General features: G+C 30.7%; 16 protein-coding genes. 3 read left to right on the forward strand and 13 right to left on the reverse strand.

Annotation, left to right across the window (positions count from 1 at the left end; translation table 11 throughout):
* Positions 1 to 82: 82 nt before the first annotated feature.
* The 13 genes from ACMDB5_RS12905 to ACMDB5_RS12965 form a co-directional block, all read right to left on the reverse strand.
* Complete coding sequence (locus tag ACMDB5_RS12905; protein ID WP_413998669.1) at positions 83 to 2,683, reverse strand: AAA-like domain-containing protein; 2,601 nt, start codon at positions 2,681 to 2,683, stop codon at positions 83 to 85.
* A complete protein-coding gene (locus tag ACMDB5_RS12910; protein WP_413998670.1) occupies positions 2,683 to 4,317 on the reverse strand; it encodes a hypothetical protein in 1,635 nt (544 codons plus the stop codon). The genes ACMDB5_RS12905 and ACMDB5_RS12910 overlap by 1 nt, the downstream gene beginning before the upstream one ends.
* A 70-nt stretch (positions 4,318 to 4,387) precedes the next feature.
* Positions 4,388 to 7,261, reverse strand: a complete 2,874-nt coding sequence (locus tag ACMDB5_RS12915) for a type I restriction endonuclease subunit R (RefSeq protein WP_413998671.1) — start codon at positions 7,259 to 7,261, stop codon at positions 4,388 to 4,390.
* A gap of 2 nt (positions 7,262 to 7,263) precedes the next feature.
* Positions 7,264 to 7,836 (reverse strand): hypothetical protein, encoded by a 573-nt coding sequence (locus ACMDB5_RS12920; RefSeq protein WP_413998672.1) that lies wholly within the window; start codon positions 7,834 to 7,836, stop codon positions 7,264 to 7,266.
* Between the two features lie 11 nt (positions 7,837 to 7,847).
* Positions 7,848 to 9,041, reverse strand: a complete 1,194-nt coding sequence (locus tag ACMDB5_RS12925; protein ID WP_413998673.1) for a restriction endonuclease subunit S — start codon at positions 9,039 to 9,041, stop codon at positions 7,848 to 7,850.
* A 2-nt stretch (positions 9,042 to 9,043) separates the two neighbouring features.
* On the reverse strand, positions 9,044 to 10,606 hold the full coding sequence (locus ACMDB5_RS12930) for a type I restriction-modification system subunit M (RefSeq protein ID WP_414000391.1): 1,563 nt from the start codon (positions 10,604 to 10,606) through the stop codon (positions 9,044 to 9,046).
* Positions 10,607 to 11,205: 599 nt separating this feature from the next.
* A complete protein-coding gene (locus ACMDB5_RS12935) occupies positions 11,206 to 11,403 on the reverse strand; it encodes a hypothetical protein (protein WP_413998674.1) in 198 nt (65 codons plus the stop codon).
* A 302-nt stretch (positions 11,404 to 11,705) separates the two neighbouring features.
* Complete coding sequence (locus ACMDB5_RS12940) at positions 11,706 to 12,104, reverse strand: plasmid mobilization protein (RefSeq protein WP_413998675.1); 399 nt, start codon at positions 12,102 to 12,104, stop codon at positions 11,706 to 11,708.
* A 227-nt stretch (positions 12,105 to 12,331) separates the two neighbouring features.
* Complete coding sequence (locus tag ACMDB5_RS12945) at positions 12,332 to 13,198, reverse strand: toprim domain-containing protein (protein ID WP_413998676.1); 867 nt, start codon at positions 13,196 to 13,198, stop codon at positions 12,332 to 12,334.
* A 292-nt stretch (positions 13,199 to 13,490) separates the two neighbouring features.
* A complete protein-coding gene (locus tag ACMDB5_RS12950) occupies positions 13,491 to 15,359 on the reverse strand; it encodes a hypothetical protein (protein WP_413998677.1) in 1,869 nt (622 codons plus the stop codon).
* Positions 15,360 to 15,455: 96 nt separating this feature from the next.
* Entirely contained in the window at positions 15,456 to 15,740 is a 285-nt protein-coding gene (locus tag ACMDB5_RS12955; protein WP_413998678.1) for a helix-turn-helix domain-containing protein, read from the reverse strand.
* A 160-nt stretch (positions 15,741 to 15,900) separates the two neighbouring features.
* Positions 15,901 to 16,839, reverse strand: coding sequence for a hypothetical protein (locus ACMDB5_RS12960; protein ID WP_413998679.1), 939 nt, complete (start codon positions 16,837 to 16,839; stop codon positions 15,901 to 15,903).
* 194 nt (positions 16,840 to 17,033) lie between these two features.
* Positions 17,034 to 17,372: a helix-turn-helix domain-containing protein gene (locus tag ACMDB5_RS12965; protein WP_413998680.1), complete on the reverse strand. Its 339-nt coding sequence runs from the start codon at positions 17,370 to 17,372 to the stop codon at positions 17,034 to 17,036.
* Between the two features lie 102 nt (positions 17,373 to 17,474).
* On the opposite strand from ACMDB5_RS12965, the gene ACMDB5_RS12970 reads away from it, so the two are divergent.
* The 3 genes from ACMDB5_RS12970 (at position 17,475) to ACMDB5_RS12980 (ending at position 18,796) form a co-directional block, all read left to right on the forward strand.
* Positions 17,475 to 17,738, forward strand: coding sequence for a hypothetical protein (locus tag ACMDB5_RS12970; RefSeq protein ID WP_413998681.1), 264 nt, complete (start codon positions 17,475 to 17,477; stop codon positions 17,736 to 17,738).
* 11 nt (positions 17,739 to 17,749) lie between these two features.
* Positions 17,750 to 18,328, forward strand: coding sequence for a hypothetical protein (locus tag ACMDB5_RS12975; protein ID WP_413998682.1), 579 nt, complete (start codon positions 17,750 to 17,752; stop codon positions 18,326 to 18,328).
* 99 nt (positions 18,329 to 18,427) lie between these two features.
* Positions 18,428 to 18,796, forward strand: a complete 369-nt coding sequence (locus ACMDB5_RS12980) for a hypothetical protein (RefSeq protein WP_413998683.1) — start codon at positions 18,428 to 18,430, stop codon at positions 18,794 to 18,796.

Below are 18,796 nucleotides of genomic sequence, written 5' to 3' on the forward strand. Positions count from 1 at the left end.
AATATACGGATTATTCTCCGCGATAAATGCGGTGAATAAGTTGATTATTCACCGCATTTATTATAAAGTCTTTTGTCACAAATTAATTAATCAATATACATTTGCCAGCTTTTAAGTCAGTTTCAACTTTTTTAAATTTTACAGATAAAATTTTATTATTATCATATTTTACTTTAACAATATCATTTCTTCCTATTTTTTTTGCTATCGTTAAGGGTATATTATTTCTCATATGGAACAAAATATTTTCACAATAATTAACAATATTTTGTATCCCCACTTGCCTAATCAATGGATTTTTTAACAAGTCCTCTTCATTTGCAGTTAGTTCATTTAATATACTTGAAGCTAGCTTTTTTGAAATACTTACTTGTCCTGCATCAACTAAACATTTCATTTTCATAAAGTCGAAGAGTACTACAGAGCTTGCGCATTCGTTAGATAATTTGATTTTTAACCTTTCTCCAATATCTAATATTTCGAAAGCATGCTTAATATCACTTTTATTAAGAAGATTTTGTATTAAGGCTAGGTATTTTGCAACATCCTCAAAATCAACAATTAAAACATTGTCTTCATCTAAAACTTTAATGTATTCTAAAGAATATTTGAAATCTGAGTCAAGATTTAATGAACTTAAAAGGGCAAGTGAATTTTTGTAAATTTGTGAGCTTTTATTTTCACAAATATTATACAAGTACTCTGTTAATTTAAAAATAAAATTTAATGAATATTGAAGTTCTTGTGCTTCTCCAACTAATTTATCTACTATAGCTATTTTATCTTTATAACGAGGGCTAATTAGCTTTTCGTATTCAATTATTAATTCAAAAGCAATATTTAATCCATTATTAAAAACTTCTAACTGTATTTCACGCAAAAGCTTTTGATTAAATTGCAAATCGTTAAATTTTGATTCTTTGAAAAGTTTAAGATTGTTATTAATTATTTGATTTACAATATTGTTTAATGCTTCATTTTTTTCTATTTGCAGCCCATATGTTTTATAAATTTGAAATAAAATCTTTGGTTGATATTCTTTTGGACTTAAAACCAGAGCCTCATTTAAATAGATTACATTTTCGCTATTATCATTGTATTCATCAGTATTTCCTAAGGCAAATAATGACTGCGTTTTAATTTTTTTAAATATTTCATTATCAAGATTAAAATAATCTTCTACTTTGGAATTAGCAATTTCTAGAAAAAGTTCGTTAGCTTTTTCTATTTCAAATACATGTTCATCTTTTAATGATAAAATCAACGCTAAATTTAATTTTGCATTTAAATAAAATTCATCTTTTATACCAATGCTTAATATTTTATTAAAAGCTAATTTTGCATCATCATATTTTTGTGTTTGTTGAAAGGCATAACCTTTAAATAATTCTGTCTTAAAAAATAGATTTCCATATTTTTTAGCATCAAAATTAGTTTTAGTAAGGTTGTCTAAAGCTTGGTTAAAATCTTTCTCAAAATAGTATGACAAGCCTAAATGAAAATGACAAATATTATATTCTTCGCTCGTTTCTAAGATTTCATTATTCTTCGATAAATAATTCTTTAATGTACTTATAGCTCTTTTGTAAGAATCTTCATTATACAATTTCACGCCTTTTTCAAGCAAATCATCTTCAATAGCTTTTATTGAGTCAATCCAATTTATTGATAAAGAGTTTTTTATAATTCTATTCTTTATCTGTATATCATTTTCTGTATAATTTATAATTCCTGATAAATACAATTTTTGTTTAACATCATCAGCAATTACATCTCCTTTTCCATATTCTATTTCAATTAGTGCATCTTGAATAAAAGGATCTTTTTTCACAATCTCTCTAATGTTATCAACAGGAGGTTTATCAAATGCTGTCAAATAATATGTTTTTATGATAGAGTCGATATCCAATTCAGTAACAATTACTTCCTTTTGGTCTTCAATTATACAACATAGGTCCCAAGTTAATCGCGGGTTACCGTTAGTCCAATAAAATATACGAGTTTTTATTTTCTCATCTAAAAGACTTAATTCAGCTTTTTGCAAAAAAGAGTCAAACTCACTTCTTGAAAAATCATTTAGAAAAATTTTTTCTCCTATATTAAATGGCGAAATTTTTGGATCTTTAATTAATTCTGATGGTTCAACAACTCCAGATAATAAATAAGTTAGACGACCAAATTCACTGTAATTTGTTCGTGCAAAATAAACACTTCTTATTTGAGCAAAAATTCTATCAGAATATTCAACTTTTGTTAAAGCATCTATTTCATCAAGAATAATAATTAATTTTCCTTTAATAGATTTTAATAGCATCCTCAACTCTTTCTCATGTTGCTTATGAGGAGGTAAGTCACTATTCGATTTACGATATTCCCGAACATCTATTTCAAGTTGAGAAAAAACATCTAAGTTAGTTTCAATTGCAGTATCAATAATATTTCTAAAACATTGAATTTCATTGTCAAATAAATTTGATAAATCAATATAGATAAATCTGTCATCATCATTGCTATATTTTCTTCGGGCATTAATTAGTAGATTAGTCTTTCCCATTTGCCTTGATACCAAAACATAACCCGGTCTACCCATATCCTCCAAAATGTTTTTTACTTGTCGGTCTGCACTTCTTTCAACATAAAGATTTGAAGGTACAATTGTATATGGCTTAAGAATTTTATTCATTATACGGTAATTTCAGAAGTTGTTTGGATAATTGCATTTTCTATATTTGATGTAGTAACCTCACCAAGTATATAAAGATTTTTGAAGAACTTTTTGATCCATCGTGGTGAACCTTTAGAAAGTTTAATTAATTTTTCATTAATTAAATTATCAAGTGTCAAATCGAGTTCTTTTTGAATTAGCGTTAAGAGTAATTTCAGCTCATCATTAGTCCAATCTTCAAATTCAATAAACCTTATTAATGATCTAATTTTTTGCTGATACTCTTCAATGTTTTCTTCAGGAGAATAAATTGATGACAATACATATTTTATATTAACATTTGCATTTACAAGTGAACTCGATATAAATAAAGAAAATATTCTTTTTGTGAATACTTTAAAAGATTCGTCATTTCCTAAAGGAATTTCATCTATTAAAATAAAAATAGTTTTATCTGGAAAATGTTTTCCCAAAAGTAAATTTATTTTGCGTATTGTTTCTTGATGACTTTGATTAACATCTATTTTACAATCGGGCTCTAAAACAGAAGTAAGCTCAATGTATATTTCGTTAAAAAAGTCATCTATTCCAAACCCCACACAATTCGCAAGACTTACAGAAATACTTTGAAAACTATTCTGAATAATATTTCTAAATACAGAAATTGATTTTCCCCTACCTGATTTTCCATGAACCCAAATTGATTGAAATTTTAAGCAATTCAATATCAATTCATCTATTTTTCTTTCGATGTAATATTCTTCTTTTTCTACGTTGTAAATATCAAAAAGTACTTTGTTAACTTCGGAAGGTTTTTTACTTATGGATAATATGTCTAAGTTTTTTTCTTCGTAAGGATTTAGTCCAATACTCTTAAATGCTTCAAAACTAGAGAATACTTCTAAGCAAAGTGAAGTTGCAGAAAGCATTGCTATTTTTTGATTTTCATCTTTGTTCTTATCTTTGTTTCCATCCGCAAAATCACAAATACCTTTTACTAAAATCCATTCGGTTTGCCCATTTGCAGCTGCGTAAAGTCCAACCCCTTCCATCTCTCCTCCTTTAGCCTGTCCGTTAAAAGAAGTCAACTCATCCCGACGAGTAATACTATTTATCAGTTCTTCACCAGAAAAAACTGGCGCTATAATTTTATTAGCTTTCCTTGAATCAAGAGGATAGTCCCAACCTCTAGCATTTTTAAATTTATTTATAAGTATAGTACTGGTTGGAATTGCTTGTGCTCTTATAGTTGATTTTTCATTTGTTATTTTTTTGAAATCATATGGAATAATACTACTGGCAACCAGAACATCACCTACTTTTTGTTCTTTGTCATCAACTCCAAAAGCAATACCTATCATCAATGTTACTTTGGGTTTAGTGAATCTTATTGCTTCTCTAACTGTAATTATTGAACTTGTGGCTCCAATGGATCCCATTGTATCGCACTGTAAATGTACACAGATATACCCACCGAAAACGCCCTTATAATATGTTCTTTCCTCGTGATGTGCAAAAAGTATTTTTTCTTCACCAGAAACTGCTTTTAACTTAGAATGCAATATTTCAGTTTCAACGTCTGTTGCAGTTACAATGAGTAAAATTGTATCTTCATCATTAGTTAATTCATTTTGTTTTATTTCTTTATACATTTATTATAAATAGACTTTTAATTATTATTTTCTACATTCTATTAGTACTTCATTGGATTTTCATCCCCCCTTAAGCCACCATCCCCTTCTCAAACACCTCCACAAACTCTTTCATTTTAGCAATTATTCGATCGCCAATTACTCTCGCTTGCAAAATACTTGGTCTGTTGTCCAGGCATTGAAAAACTTCGTCTTTTATAGGTTCTCGACCGCTGTAGATGTAAGCATCAATTAAAGCTTTGAATTGGGCTTTGTCAAGATGTTCGTCTTCACATAGTTTTCCTAAGGCTAGTACTTTTTGCTCTTGCCAGAATTTTTCAAATTCCTCTTCCATGGCATCACCATCTTTGATATGTGGCATGTTTTCATCAATGAATTTCTGAATCAGTTCTCGTTTACTTCTTAGTTTGATGTCACCACCTAATAAATCGATAATGGCTTTGCGTTGGGCTTTGGCTTCGGAAGTATTAGCTCCTTTCATTTGTGCTAATAACTTCAAGATATAAGCAACACCAATTTTATCTCTATGAATCAACTCCAATTCAAAATCAATATCATCAAGGATAGAGGTTTTTTGTACTTGGCTTTCTTGCTTAACTTTTTGGTATAAATCCAAGTATTTGCCTTTGTAATTTGCAAATTCTTGTTCGTCGATTGGTAAATCGTCCCAATCAAAATCAGCGTAGGATTGTAAGACGTTCATACTTCGCAACAATTTTCTAAAAGCTTGCACAAATAAAGCTTCGTCTTCTTCGCTTTCTAAATCGTTCACACTTTGATACGTTGGTGTAATTTCCCGTAAGGCTTTTAAAGCTTCATCGAACTTTTCGGCTATTTTTTCATAGCTTGGCATTGTCACTACATCAATGGCATCTTTATTTGAAAACAAAGTAATAGCATCGTCAGTAGCTTTTTTGAGATTTCTAAAAGCCAAAATATTGCCTTGTGATTTCTGTTCTCCTAAAATTCGGTTAGTTCTTGAGTATGCCTGAATTAAGCCATGTTGCTTCAAGTTTTTATCGACATATAATGTATTTACTTTTTTGGCATCAAAACCAGTAAGCATCATATTGACTACAATCACAATATCTAAACGATCTTTCTCATCATTGAAATTTTCTTTCTCACGTTCCTTTAAACGTCTACTAATGTCTTTGAAATAGGATTCAAATAATTTAGGATCTTTGGTCGTAAAACTTCCTTTGTACATTTGGTTGTAATGTCCAATATAGGTTTCTAATTTGTCTCGACTGTGGCTTGATTTATAAATTGATTTGGGTTCAGCTGCCATATCAAAATCATTTTCTGCTGGAAGATAATCTTGTGCATCATCTGAATCTTCATTCGCACCAAAAGTAAAAATAGTTGCAATGCGCAAATTGTGTATTCCTGCTTCTTTCTTTTGTTGAAAGAAATCATAATATTTAACGGCATTTTCGATACTACTTACAGTTAAAAGTGCCGAATATTGTTTATTGAATGTCTTTTGATCGTGATAGGCTAAGATATAATCAACAATTTTTTCAATTCGTTTAGGGGAATCCAATACTTCTTGTTTGTCTATTTCTTCTACTTCAATATCAATAAAAGTATTACTCTTATTTTTATATTTCCCCACATATTCTACCCCAAAACGCAATACATTTTGATCTTTAATGGCATCGGTTATCACATATTTGTGTAAACAATTCCCAAATAAATCTTTGGTAGTTCTTTTTCCTAAATCATTTTTAGAGGCATTCTCAGCAAAAATGGGTGTTCCTGTAAAACCAATCAACTGACTTTTATCAAAAAACTTGCTAATTCGCTCGTGGGTTTCGCCAAATTGAGAGCGATGGCACTCATCAAATATAAAAACAATCTTCTTGTGCCTTAAAGCTTCAATACTTCCTTTAAAACGATCAGAAACAGCATTATTTAACTTCTGAATAGTAGTTAGAACTAATTTGGTATTATCCGTTAGTTGTTTAACCAATGATTGCGTATTATCGGTAACATCAACACTGTCTTTTTTGAACGCATTGAATTCGTTCATAGTTTGATAATCTAGATCTTTACGATCAACTACGAAAACAACTTTATATACTTCAGGCAATTCCATCAAAATCTGGCTGGCTTTGAACGAAGTCAACGTTTTCCCCGATCCTGTGGTGTGCCAAATGTAAGCGTTGTCGTTGCTGTTTTTGACTTGCTGAATAATGGTTTCGGTAGCAAAATATTGATACGGACGTAACACCATCATCACTTTGTGGGTTTCGTTGATCACGATATAATGCGCTATCATTTTGCCCAAATGATTTGGGTTTAAAAAGGAAGCTGTAAAATCTTTTAATTCGGTAATATTTTTATTATTGGCATCTGCCCAAAAGAAGGTTTGTTTGACCGATTGTAATTTATTATTGGCTAAATATTTGGTGTTTCCGCCATTGCTAATCACAAAAAGTTGTACGTATTGAAACAAACCATGATTGCTCCAAAACGAATGATTTTGATAGCGATTGATTTGGTTAAAAGCTTCTTTGATTTCGATACCCGAACGCTTGAGTTCTATTTGTACCAAAGGCAAACCATTGACCAAAAGCGTGACATCAAAACGGTTTTTGTAACTTCCTTCCAAACTAATTTGGTTGCTTACTTGGTATAAATTAACAACTGGATTTTCGCTATTAAAAAACTGAACATAAAACGAAGTGCCATCTTCTTTGGTCAATTGGAAACGATCACGTAAGCTTTTGGCTTTTTCAAATACATTGCCTTTCGCCAAATGATTCAAAACGGCATCAAACTCTTTTTTACTAAAGGTAGTTTGATTAAAAAGTTCCAATTGGCTTTTTAGATTAGCCACCAAAGCTTCTCCATCTTGAATTTTTACAGCCGCATAACCCAAACCTTGCAATTGCTTGATTAGGTTGTTTTCTAATTGTGCTTCAGATTGATGTGCCATAGTTATCTTCTTTGAAATAATGATAATTCTAATTCTGCCAAACTGTGATTAGCAAAAGATTCTTTTTTACTTATCAATTCACGAGCATTGTTGATCACTTTTACATAATGATGTTCATCGGTAAACTGTGTCCAAGCTTTTAATTCTTCTCCTTTTATGCCTAAACCTTTCAGTTCTTTATTTAGCAATTCTTGAATGATGCGATCTACTGGAAAATGCGGTGGAGATTGAATATACCCTAAAGACCACATGTATTTTAAATAGAGATTTAGCATTTTTTGAGCTATCCCAAAATTGATTTTTTCATTATTAAAAAGCTCCGAATAATTAGAACTATAATCACTTACTTTTTTAATGTTTTCAATATGCGCTGCATCACTTACAATCGTAGTTTTATAGCTATCTAAAATAGTAGTTTCAATAAAAACTCTAATTCCTTTTTTGAAAACACCTTTTTTTTGTTCAGCCAGATCTTTAGATATATAAATATTTGCTCTTTGAAAAGCACCTCCAAAAGTCAAGATCCAAATCTCATTTTGAATAAAATTGTATTGTGATTTTTCTACTATTGTCATAATACTTTATTTTAAACAAACAATTGTTGCAACAATCCTTTTTTCCAAACCTCGGTTTTTTCTATTTGTCCTTGACAATGATTGATTTTTTCATCGATTGCCGATAGAAAACTGGCGATTTTGGTTTGTTCTTGTAATGAAGGAATTAGGATTGAAATATTAGCTAAATCTGTAGAATTTATTGCGGGATAACTAGTTCCTGTACATCTATCTAAAACCTTATTAACAAAATCATTTGTGTGAATTATTTGATAGAGAAATCTCGAACTTTCTCTAGCTCTTATTTGTGCATAACCTGTAGATGCAACATATTTACCTTTTTTATCAAAATATAAATTGTTTTTTTGATAAGGACGAACCATTTGAAATAAAATATCTTCAGTTATAAGTAATCTTTGTGCTCGACTTGGAGCTTCACGTAATTGAATTGTTGTTTCTTTTAAAAGTTGACCTGCGACAACACTTTCTAAATCTATATAAATAAAAGATGATGGCAAAATATCACTTTTGGGATTTATTTTACAAACTTCCTTCAACTTTTTCTCTTCCCAATCTGGAAAATCATTTCCATTATCATCTTTAAAGCGAAGTTCTTGCGAGAAAATTTGTTGCATTATGCCTTTTTTGTATTGTTCTAAAAGGCTTTTCTTTTGTTTTAAGGCAGCAAGTTTTTTATCAACTTCGGTTAAGAAATTGGCTATTTTCGTTTGTTCGGGAAGGGATGGGAAATTCAATTTCAATAATGCTAATTGACTTGCATAAATATGTACAACAGAAATCCCTTGTGCAAGATTTGCAATATCAAGCTTTCTTTTATTGTTTAAATAAAATGATAAGAAAATTCCATCATGAATTGTTTTGATAATATTTAAATCACCACCAAGTATGATTCCTGATTTAATAACACAAGAAGCGGTAGCAATATCAATTTGAGTTTCTCCTGATGCTGGAATAATCACATCATTTGCTTCACTTACAACAGATTTATCTAAACTCACATTTGTTCTTGAAATCACATTTTCAATTACTTCTCCATATCGAGTATAAAGTTCTCCATATCTAATACATTCGTTTATTCCATCTTCGAATATTTCGCTTTTAGAAACTCCTTTACCTTTTGAGAATTTAGCAACATCTCCTAATTTCTTTTCTTCCCATTCCCCCAAAAACTCAGGAAAACGCAATTTTGGTATTAGTTTTTCCATCATTAAAAAGGAGTTGAAATATTCAATTCAACACAAAAAGAAGCAATGGTTTTATCAGTTTCATCAATTTGTTGGTCAACAGCTTGTAACTCTTTTGCAATTGCATTAATATCAATGCTTTCTTCGGCTTCAAAAGTGTCTACATAACGAGGAATATTTAGGTTGTAATCGTTCTCGGCAATAATTTCTAAAGAAGCTATTTTACTGTATTTATCTTCTTCGGTGCGATTGCTGTAAGTGGAGATAATTTTAGAAATATGCTCATCCAACAATACATTTTGGGTTTTTACTTTGTCAAAATGTTGGCTGGCATCAATAAACAAAACATCTTTCGGGTTTTGGCGTGTTTTTTTCAATACCAAAATACAAGTCGGAATCGATGTTCCGTAAAAGATATTCGCTGGCAAACCAATCACGGCATCCAAATAATTTTTGTTTTCTATTAAATATTTACGAATGTGACCTTCGGCACCGCCACGAAACAAAACACCGTGAGGCAAGACAATTGCCATGGTTCCGTTATCATCCAATTGATGCACCATGTGTTGTACAAAAGCAAAATCGGCTTTACTGCTTGGAGCTAGTTTTCCGTAAGCCGAAAAACGTTCATCGCTCATAAACAAAGGACTCGCACTCCAATTTGCCGAGAAAGGCGGATTAGCCACAATAGCTTCAAAACGCTGATCCAAATGTTGCGGGCGTTCTAAAGTATCTTCGTTCTTGATGTCAAAACGTTTGTAGTGAACATCGTGCATAATCATATTCATACGACAAAGGTTATAAGTCGTAGGATTCATTTCTTGTCCGTAAAATTCGCTTACGTCTTTGACTTCTTTAGCAACACGCAACAACAAAGAACCCGAACCACAAGTAGGATCGTAAACACTTTTTAGTTTGTCTTTTCCAACTGTTACCAATTGTGCTAAAACACTACTGACTTGCTGTGGTGTGTAAAATTCACCTGCTTTTTTTCCTGCTCCACTGGCAAATTGTCCGATAAGATATTCGTAAGCATCGCCCAAAACATCACTGTCGGTATTTTCTAAATCAAAATCAATTTCGTCCAAATGGGTTAGCACTTTTACAATCAATTCGTTTTTATCGCTTTCTGATTTTCCGAGTTTATGAGAAGTTAAATCCAAGTCCGAAAATAAGTTGCCAAAATCTTCTTCGCTTTCAGATCCCATCGTACTTTGCTCAATGTGCGTGAGTACTTTGGCTAAATCGCCTAAGATAAAATTGTTTTTTCCGCCTGCGTTTCCACGTCGCGCCAGTTCCGAAAACAATTCGGAAGGTTCTAAAAAGAAACCTAATTTATCTATGGCTAATTGTTTAACTTCTTGCATCAAAAGTACTTCTTCAGCGTGTCCTTCGATTTCCGCAAAAGTTAATCCGTCGGGTTGTAAAATTTGGTTGGCATACAAATCCATTTTGGTACTTAAGTACTTGTAGAAAATGAAACCTAATATATAATCTCTAAAATCATCAGCATCCATTTTCCCACGTAGGGTGTTTGCAATATTCCAAAGTTGTTGTTCTAATTTTTGTTTGTGTTCTGCTGCCATTAATTGTATTGAGTACGTATTATTCAAAGGTTTTAAAATAGCATTTTTCGCTATTTTTTTATAGATATTAAAGAGTCTTTCTGTAATAATCTACTTTGCTAAGATATTGAAAAAACAGCGTTATGAAATGATGAAAAGCGTAAATAAATAAGATTTTTATTTCTTTTATTGAGTTTTAGTTTCTTTTAGTGTTCTTGATGCTATTTATCTTGATGGAGTTTTGTGCATAAGAATTACATCTTCAGCACTTTGAAACTTATTTTAGACAAAATAAATTAGAATTAAATTCGGTAAATACCCCAATTCTAAAAAAACCTAAATTACTATATTAAATTATTATTTAGTTATACTGATATACAAGAACTTGGGGTAGTGTAATATCGGGATTCGTACTTGAAGATGTTACAATGTTATTAAGTTATAATGTTACTTTGTTATATTGATATAATTTAATTCAGGGTAGTGTAATATCGGAGTTTCTTATGGAGTTAAATTGATTTGCAAATACTAACATTAGTATAATATGACTACATTGTTAGCTTTTTTTATTTTTAAAATAAAGCTAATAAAAAGTAAAAATATGCATATAAATAAAGATTTTACTTTTTCGGATTTAAAATTTCAGGTTTACTATTGTTTGATTTGTTTTTTAGAATCTCTTTTAATACTTCTTCAGAAGTAAAAGTTTTAGAAGTTCCAGATACAATAGTATCAATCCGATTTTGAATTATTTTTTTATATTCAGAAAGAAAAATAGCTTGTCCGTTTGGTTTATATCCAATTATTTTTTCATCCATAATTAATTAAGCGATTTATTTTTGGTTATAAAATCTTTATTTTTTAGCGACTTAAACCTTATTTTAGACAAAATAAATTAGAATTAAATTCGGTAAATATCCCAATTCTAAAAAAACCTAAATTACCATATTAAATTGATATTTAGTTATATTGATATGCAAGAATTTGGGGTAGTGTAATATCGGGATTCATACTTGAAGATGTAACAGTGTTATTGAGTTATAATGTTACTTTTTTATATTGATATACTACAAATTAGGGTAGTGTAATATTGGAATATTGTGTACTTAATTAAATCATTTCACTTTGCCAATTCTCTATAAATTGAATTAATAATTGATTTTATATCGTTTGTTTTTTTTACATAAATATTTAATAAATTAATGAAATTCATAAAAAGAGTTTGATCTAAGCCATTAGCATTTTTAATTCTATTAGCATGTTTTGCTAACTGATTAATGTTATTTCCTCCCTTGAAAAGTTCTAAATTAAGAGTGTCTAATGAAGCGATCATTTCTATCCTATTAGAAACAACTCTTTTATCCAGAGATTTAATTAATAGGTATTCTGAAACAGTAAAATTAAATTGACTAGCAATAAATATTATTTGTTTTTTTTCTTCTTCAGTACAATAACATTTAACTGAATGGAGCTTTCTTTGTAAAGATTTTTCAAGCTTAGGTCTGCCGTTTTTTTTCATTTTTTTATAATTTGAGTTCCGAAAATTATAGTCCAATTTTTTATTGGTAAGAGGTTTTGTAGTCCTACAAAACACACCTTGCATTACGAAAATATTAAAAATTATATTTGACTAAATTCCATATGTATTTTTTATCTTCTAAGTGTTATTGATTTTTTTTAGTGTAACACTATATCAATATAACCATCTATCATTGTAGAAGTATAACATTTTAACAATATATCATTCTAAGAATTATTAATGTACCACATTGCAAATTCGTTAAGGTCTTTAAAGGCAGCATAACTTCCCCGACAGTCGGTCGCATTTTTAAATTTTTGTAAAATTAAATTAGTGTATTTTTCTCCTGTTTCGTCATTATCTAAATACAACTCAATGGTTTGATAATTTTCTAAAATGGATATATTTTTAAGTAATAGTGCAGCCGAGTTTAATATTAAATAATCTGAATCATTTTCAGTTCTATCATCGTTTAATTGAAGAAGGCTGAGAAAATCAAAAAAGCCCTCTGTTATCTTCAAAATACTACTTCCATTATTTATCAATGTTATATCTTTCTTGCCAATACAAATTTTAGCATAAGATGATCTTAATTCCCAAGAATCACTTCTGTTTTTAAAACCAATTGCGAAGTATTTTTTACCTTTAATGGCATATTCTATCTCCTTAATTTGTATTAATGCATTCGCTTTGGTTATCCCTCTAGCTGCCAAATATTGTTTTAAGGCGATATGTTCAATTGTTTTTACTTTTATTACTGCATTGTTCTTTTCTATCTTTTTTATTTCATAGGCAACTGGTATTTGCTTTTGAAAAGAAAAAGAATCAAAGCTTTGCAAGTACTTCAAAGCAACGCCTACTGTACAACTTTTCACTTTTACAACCAGATCTAAACCATTGCAGCCTCCAATTGCACTAGAAAAGCAATACCAATAACCTGCATTTTGTTTGCTTAAATGAAAAGACGCGTTCTTTTCAGTCGGTGAAAAAGGACTTTTATACCAAATGTCATTCCCCGTTTCTCTCTCTATCTCCACTCCCATCGATTTTAAAATCACTTCGATCGGAATTTGTTTTGCTTGTTCTATATTCATTTCTATTTATTTATTAAGGCTTACTGTTGAAAACACCTTCTAATTAAAACGAAAACACTTCCTACCCTTCCGACACTTCCTACTTTGTTGATTTACATAAACATATAATTTAAAAACGTCTAAAAAGCGTCGGTTTGCGTAGGAAGGTGTCGGAAACCGAAAAATGACTTCCTACTCCTTCCTACCATTTCCTACCATGTTTCCTACTACTTCTAACCATTAAACAACTAATAAACAACAACTTAAATAAATGTAGGAGGAGTAGGAAACCATTATCGCTTTAAAGGAGGTGTTATTGTTCACAAATTTGCCACTCAATGGCATTGATTATTTCATCTTGGATTTGCAATTTTGACACATCAACCTGATAACCAGAGGTATTTCTAGCATTTTTTCCTTTTTCGTATTTAATACTGCTCACTTCTTTTTGAAAGCAAGCGTCTTTTTTGATGAAATCTTGTAGTACAACTTTGCTTGGAGCAGTTTCCCTATATTGCAACATCCATTGACGTTGTATTTTGTTATAGCATGAGGTAAATTGAAATGAGAGTACATTTCCATCTAGTCGTAAATCTCTAAAAACAACTATCCTGTCGTCTTTATTACCACGCATAGAGGCTAAGAAACAGTCCCAAAATTTTGTTCCAATACTGGATGAATTCATTTTTCTAGTTTGGTTTTCAGTACATTTCTTAAAATGAGTGAGCATTTCATTGTATGTAAATGGAAAAGAAATTAAGTCCTTAAATATCTCATAAGTAGCTGCTAAAACTGACAAATTACCAATGACCCTAGTTTGTTTTACTTCGATCAAAGGAGTTATATTCTTTTTACACTCTCTGTATTTATTTTTAAAATTTTCTTCAAATGAAACTCTATATTTAAGTAAGTCACCTGTATAATGACTAATCCCTTTTTTTGTCCAATCCTTTAAAACATCATAATTTCGAGTTTCCTCAAGACTAAAGGTTGTTTGATGAAACTCTAACCACAAAAGTCTTGAAATTAAAGCTTCTTGTTCAGGGTGTTCATTTCCAGTTAATAGCGTAGAGGATAGAATAGGAACATTATCTGTACTCACATTACTCTCCAGAGTTCCATATTCATAACCTCTTCTATCCCAAAAGGCTTTTATAATACCATCTAATTTTGCGTCACCACGTTTGTATTCTGATAGATGACAAATGATATTAGTAAATTGTGCAAATTTTCTAATTTTACCTTTGAGCGTAGAAGCTCCACCTTCAAGATTTATTGCAGTTTGAGGATGACCAAAGAAACTTTGGCAACATTCAGCTAGTTGGTCTTTTCCAGTAGAAGCAGGACCATATAGTAACAGAATAGGAAAATTTCCAATTTCATTAACTACTATATCTTGAAAGATACTACTAACAGTAAACAAAATAGCCGTAATGGAGTACTCTTTATGCACTTCCATCATCATCTGTAAATACAAGTGCATAGACACGTCAGACTCAATCGCAATCATTTTTTTCTGAGACAAATAAGCAGACATATTGTTTAAATAGATTTTATTAGCCGATGGCACATAAAACGATTTACTATTATGTGTAAAAATGCCATTTTCATCTATTGTTAAGCTAGCACCATTTAAAAGATTAACTTTATTATTCCACAACCAAAATTGAAAGCCAACCTGATAGCCTAAGCTATCAATCTTATGACCATTGCCCATCTTATCAAAAAGATAGGCTTTCAGCATTTTAAAATCTAATGCATTGCCAGTAAACAAAAAGTTTCCTTGTCGTGCGATACAGTTTTCAAAACTGGCTAGGGTATTAAAAAGATCCGATGGAATGTCAAAAATCTTTTCAAGATTAAAAACATTTTTAACCTTCAACAGTTTAATAGGAAACTTTTCATCCTGAATATGCTGTAAAATCTTAATTTCAAAATTCGAAATTTCTTGAAAATAATATGACTCGTCACCGTCTTTCTCTTTCTTTCTTCGAATAAAAATTTTGTTATCAGACATGAAGATCTTATACTTTCCAATATCACTTTCAATATCCTTAAAATGGGCTGTTATATTCTTGGGTAAGTCATCATAAAAAGATAGATCATCTTTTTTTGGTGCTTTTTTCTTTGATGTACTAACGTGTACGCCGTTAGAAACGTCGTTTTCGATTATACTTTTCATTATACAATAGAGATTTATCGTATCTTTGAGAGATACAAGTGAGTTACAAATAAAATAGAGCACAATATTCATAGTCGTTAGCTATGATTATTGTGTTTATTTTTTCCAATGGTTCTCAATTGTATTTTCCTTGTTAATTGCTGGAATTTCATTACGTAATAAAAACTCCTCTAAATCAGTCTTTTGGAAGTAGTTTAATTTCCCTAATGGTGAAAAAAATCTGATCTCTTTACGTGCTGTCAGCTTGTATAAATATGAAGGTTTCATGCTTAAGAATACTGCCGCTTCTTCGTGAGATAAAATAGACTTAACTGATAGACTTAATTTTTGGATACTATTCTCTATACTGAATAGTTTTTCTTCGATTTGTAGATTGCTCATAGTTTATTTTTTATGATTATATACGCTTATTATTCAGCGTCGTAAATCAAAGGAAAGGAAAAGAAAGCTGCCTTAAAAAATGTTACATACGACTACTAAATATTACTTGTAATTACATAAAAAAACAAACTATTTCAATTTATTTAAAGGATTCCAAAAACTACTTAAACCTTGAAATATCTACATCAGTTATTTTTTCACCTTCAAAATTCTTATTGTCAAATGACTCTTCAATCCAATCTCTTACTTTTAAATTGTTTGGATGATTGACAATATTACCATCAAGTATGTCATTTAAAATTCTTAAAAATTCAGTTTTTTTACTATTAATAGGGGAGCCATATTTATCAGTAAATAAGATTTTCTTTTCTATTGTAATATTCGATAACAAATTTCGAAAATCATCATAATTACAATAAGCACCATGTGCCTCCTTAAGCCTACCAAATTTTTCTAAAATGATATCATCGGCATTATTATCAGGAATAACAGGAGAGTTCTTGCGTAGTATAGGTGTAATTGTATTTTTAGCTGTTTTATGTGAAATGTGGTTTAATTTCAAATTACTGGATTTATCTAACTTATTAAGCTCATAATTTTCAAAGATATCTTGATTATTTTCATCCACATTTGTCACGCCAACTGGCGTAATGATTTTAATATCGTTATTCGTGATCGAATTACCTTCTAATATTGCTTCATGGTCTGATTTGAAAATTTCAAGCTTTTCCGTAAATATGTTTGCTTCAATCACTGGTACCGTTTTCATCTTCAAAGTATCAACAAGAAATTTTTTGTTTTTGATAATTAATTTAGGCAGTACATAGAGCATCACCATCAGAGTAAAACCAACTAGAAAGACAAAGATTGTTATGCTAAAGTTACTTGAAGTTTTCAATTGATACATTGTATAAAAAGAAGCAACAATAAAAAGTCCCAAAAACCAAGATTTTAGAACTAATATCTTACTTTCGATTTTTACTTTAAATGATTTGTCTTTAAGAAAGATGACTAAGTATGCTAGGTACATTGATACTTCAAATGAAAAAAACAGAAGTGTAATAGCGTAAAATAAATTTAAAAATTGAGAATTTTCCATGATTCGATATTTAATAAGTCAAAAATAGGAAAAAATAAGCGGAGAATGATTTACTTCATTTGACTATGATGTTCGTCAAATGTTCGTTACAAGGCATAAAAAAAGCCCTTACATTCCTGTAAAGGCTTGAATTTCAAAGTGAAGGCAGAAGTATCACTTAACCCGCTCGTAGCGCACGGTATTGTTGAATAGTTTTATTTTGCGTGGCTTTTCCGTGCCAAAACATTTCTGATACTGGATATTTTTTGCTCAATTACTTCCAATTCATTGACGATATCCTCTTCCTTTATATTGTAATCTTCATAGGGTTCTGATACCATTGAAACATTTTCTTCTTCCTCCGAAAAAATATACTTTAAGTCAACATCTGGGAACTCTCTTACCAGGTCCGCAATAAAATCTGCATCAAATACACTTACTCCACTTAAGAACCTACTCATCATTGAAGGCGCATGCCCCAGTCTTTCAGCAGCTTCTCTCTGCGAAACCCCATTATTTTTGAAGTATAGTCTTAATTTTTCGTTGTATTTCATATTTAGAATCGTTATAAATTATTACTTAAAGTAAATTATTTGCTTTAAAAAGTTTACTTTAAGTAAACTATTTAATACTTTTGACTAACAAATAACTATTACATGACAAATATAACAAATAATACCAAAGGTAAAGATGTGCAGTTGCATATCGAAAAAGCCTATAATATCATTGATGAGTATTTGCCTTTTAATTATGTAGAAGATGTTTTAAAAAAACTGCCAAAAGGCACTTCTATTACCAAAGGCATTATTCGCAATGTAAAGAAAAAGCATACCTCAAGACTGGATGTTCTTAATGCTATGGTCGAAGTAGCATTAGACAATAAAAAACAAATGGCACGCCTAAAAAAATTAACCACTTAAATCACACCCCCATGACACAAAGACTTCCTAACCCAAGTACATTTTACCCCGGAATGGTATGTTCTGCTACTGAGTTCTTTCTTTCTGAAAATGAAGTAAAGATTATTCAGAATGCCAAAATCCTCCCTTTCTGCGAAATATCTTTTGCAACCCAACAAATTTTAAAAGAAGCGATCAACGAGGATTTAGATGCGAAACTGGCGCTTCATGATATGCATCCTTCATCAAGTATAAAACGTTTAGAGCAATTTGCTAAATGCCGTTTTGGAGGTTTAGATTTTCAAGGCGATATAAAAGACGGTCAATTGCAAGATGGTGAATACTGGCCATGTCCTAATCATGGGAATTGTCCCCATGAAGGAATACTTTGCAAACTACCTACCTACAACCAGCAGAGGCTTAGCATGCAAGATGTTCAATTATTGCAACTAACTGCCACCAACAAAACTAATGAAGTTATAGGCGATGAAATGAACCTGCCAATGGGCTCTTTACACAAAGCTAAAAAAATATTATGGATGAATCTGGGGATTCAAACCAAACAAGAAGGAGTTATGATATCCTTTTTCTTGAACCTTATTCGGTTGTAAGACCGATGTACGTTCTTACCAATCCTGTGTGTGCACTTACACACGAAAAACCACTCCTAGTGGGTGGTTTTTTTAATCGAATCAAAAAATTACAACCATATGTCAGAAGATTTAATCCACTCAAAAATTGAATTGCTCCAGGAGCAAATTGACAACCTCGAAAAATCAGGTCATTTTACAGAACAAGAAATTAATTCTCGTTCAATCCCACTAAAAGCACATTTATCTCTTCTTAAAAACGCTTCGCAGCTATACAGAACAGCTAAAGAAGCTAAAATTGCTGCCGATGCTATGATGAAGTTTTTTAAATGTTTTGATGCATTAGAATCAGAGACAATTCTAAAATATGGCATGACAAAAGAATCCTATGAGGAAGGAAAAAAAATACATGAAATGTGTTTTCAGCCTCTTTATTTAATTCCTGTAATACAACCAGAAAGATTAACCCCAAACCATCAGGAGGCCTAA

Source organism: Flavobacterium sp. W1B, assembly GCF_047344965.1.
Lineage (GTDB): Bacteria > Bacteroidota > Bacteroidia > Flavobacteriales > Flavobacteriaceae > Flavobacterium.

Excerpts from the sequence above, each read along its gene's own strand:
- ACMDB5_RS12905 (WP_413998669.1), bottom strand. The coding sequence starts at position 2,683 with ATGAATAAAATTCTTAAGCCATATACAATTGTACCTTCAAATCTTTAT.
- ACMDB5_RS12910 (WP_413998670.1), bottom strand. The coding sequence starts at position 4,317 with ATGTATAAAGAAATAAAACAAAATGAATTAACTAATGATGAAGATACA.
- ACMDB5_RS12915 (WP_413998671.1), bottom strand. The coding sequence starts at position 7,261 with ATGGCACATCAATCTGAAGCACAATTAGAAAACAACCTAATCAAGCAA.
- ACMDB5_RS12920 (WP_413998672.1), bottom strand. The coding sequence starts at position 7,836 with ATGACAATAGTAGAAAAATCACAATACAATTTTATTCAAAATGAGATT.
- ACMDB5_RS12925 (WP_413998673.1), bottom strand. The coding sequence starts at position 9,041 with ATGGAAAAACTAATACCAAAATTGCGTTTTCCTGAGTTTTTGGGGGAA.
- ACMDB5_RS12930 (WP_414000391.1), bottom strand. The coding sequence starts at position 10,606 with ATGGCAGCAGAACACAAACAAAAATTAGAACAACAACTTTGGAATATT.
- ACMDB5_RS12935 (WP_413998674.1), bottom strand. The coding sequence starts at position 11,403 with ATGGATGAAAAAATAATTGGATATAAACCAAACGGACAAGCTATTTTT.
- ACMDB5_RS12940 (WP_413998675.1), bottom strand. The coding sequence starts at position 12,104 with ATGAAAAAAAACGGCAGACCTAAGCTTGAAAAATCTTTACAAAGAAAG.
- ACMDB5_RS12945 (WP_413998676.1), bottom strand. The coding sequence starts at position 13,198 with ATGAATATAGAACAAGCAAAACAAATTCCGATCGAAGTGATTTTAAAA.
- ACMDB5_RS12950 (WP_413998677.1), bottom strand. The coding sequence starts at position 15,359 with ATGAAAAGTATAATCGAAAACGACGTTTCTAACGGCGTACACGTTAGT.
- ACMDB5_RS12955 (WP_413998678.1), bottom strand. The coding sequence starts at position 15,740 with ATGAGCAATCTACAAATCGAAGAAAAACTATTCAGTATAGAGAATAGT.
- ACMDB5_RS12960 (WP_413998679.1), bottom strand. The coding sequence starts at position 16,839 with ATGGAAAATTCTCAATTTTTAAATTTATTTTACGCTATTACACTTCTG.
- ACMDB5_RS12965 (WP_413998680.1), bottom strand. The coding sequence starts at position 17,372 with ATGAAATACAACGAAAAATTAAGACTATACTTCAAAAATAATGGGGTT.
- ACMDB5_RS12970 (WP_413998681.1), top strand. The coding sequence starts at position 17,475 with ATGACAAATATAACAAATAATACCAAAGGTAAAGATGTGCAGTTGCAT.
- ACMDB5_RS12975 (WP_413998682.1), top strand. The coding sequence starts at position 17,750 with ATGACACAAAGACTTCCTAACCCAAGTACATTTTACCCCGGAATGGTA.
- ACMDB5_RS12980 (WP_413998683.1), top strand. The coding sequence starts at position 18,428 with ATGTCAGAAGATTTAATCCACTCAAAAATTGAATTGCTCCAGGAGCAA.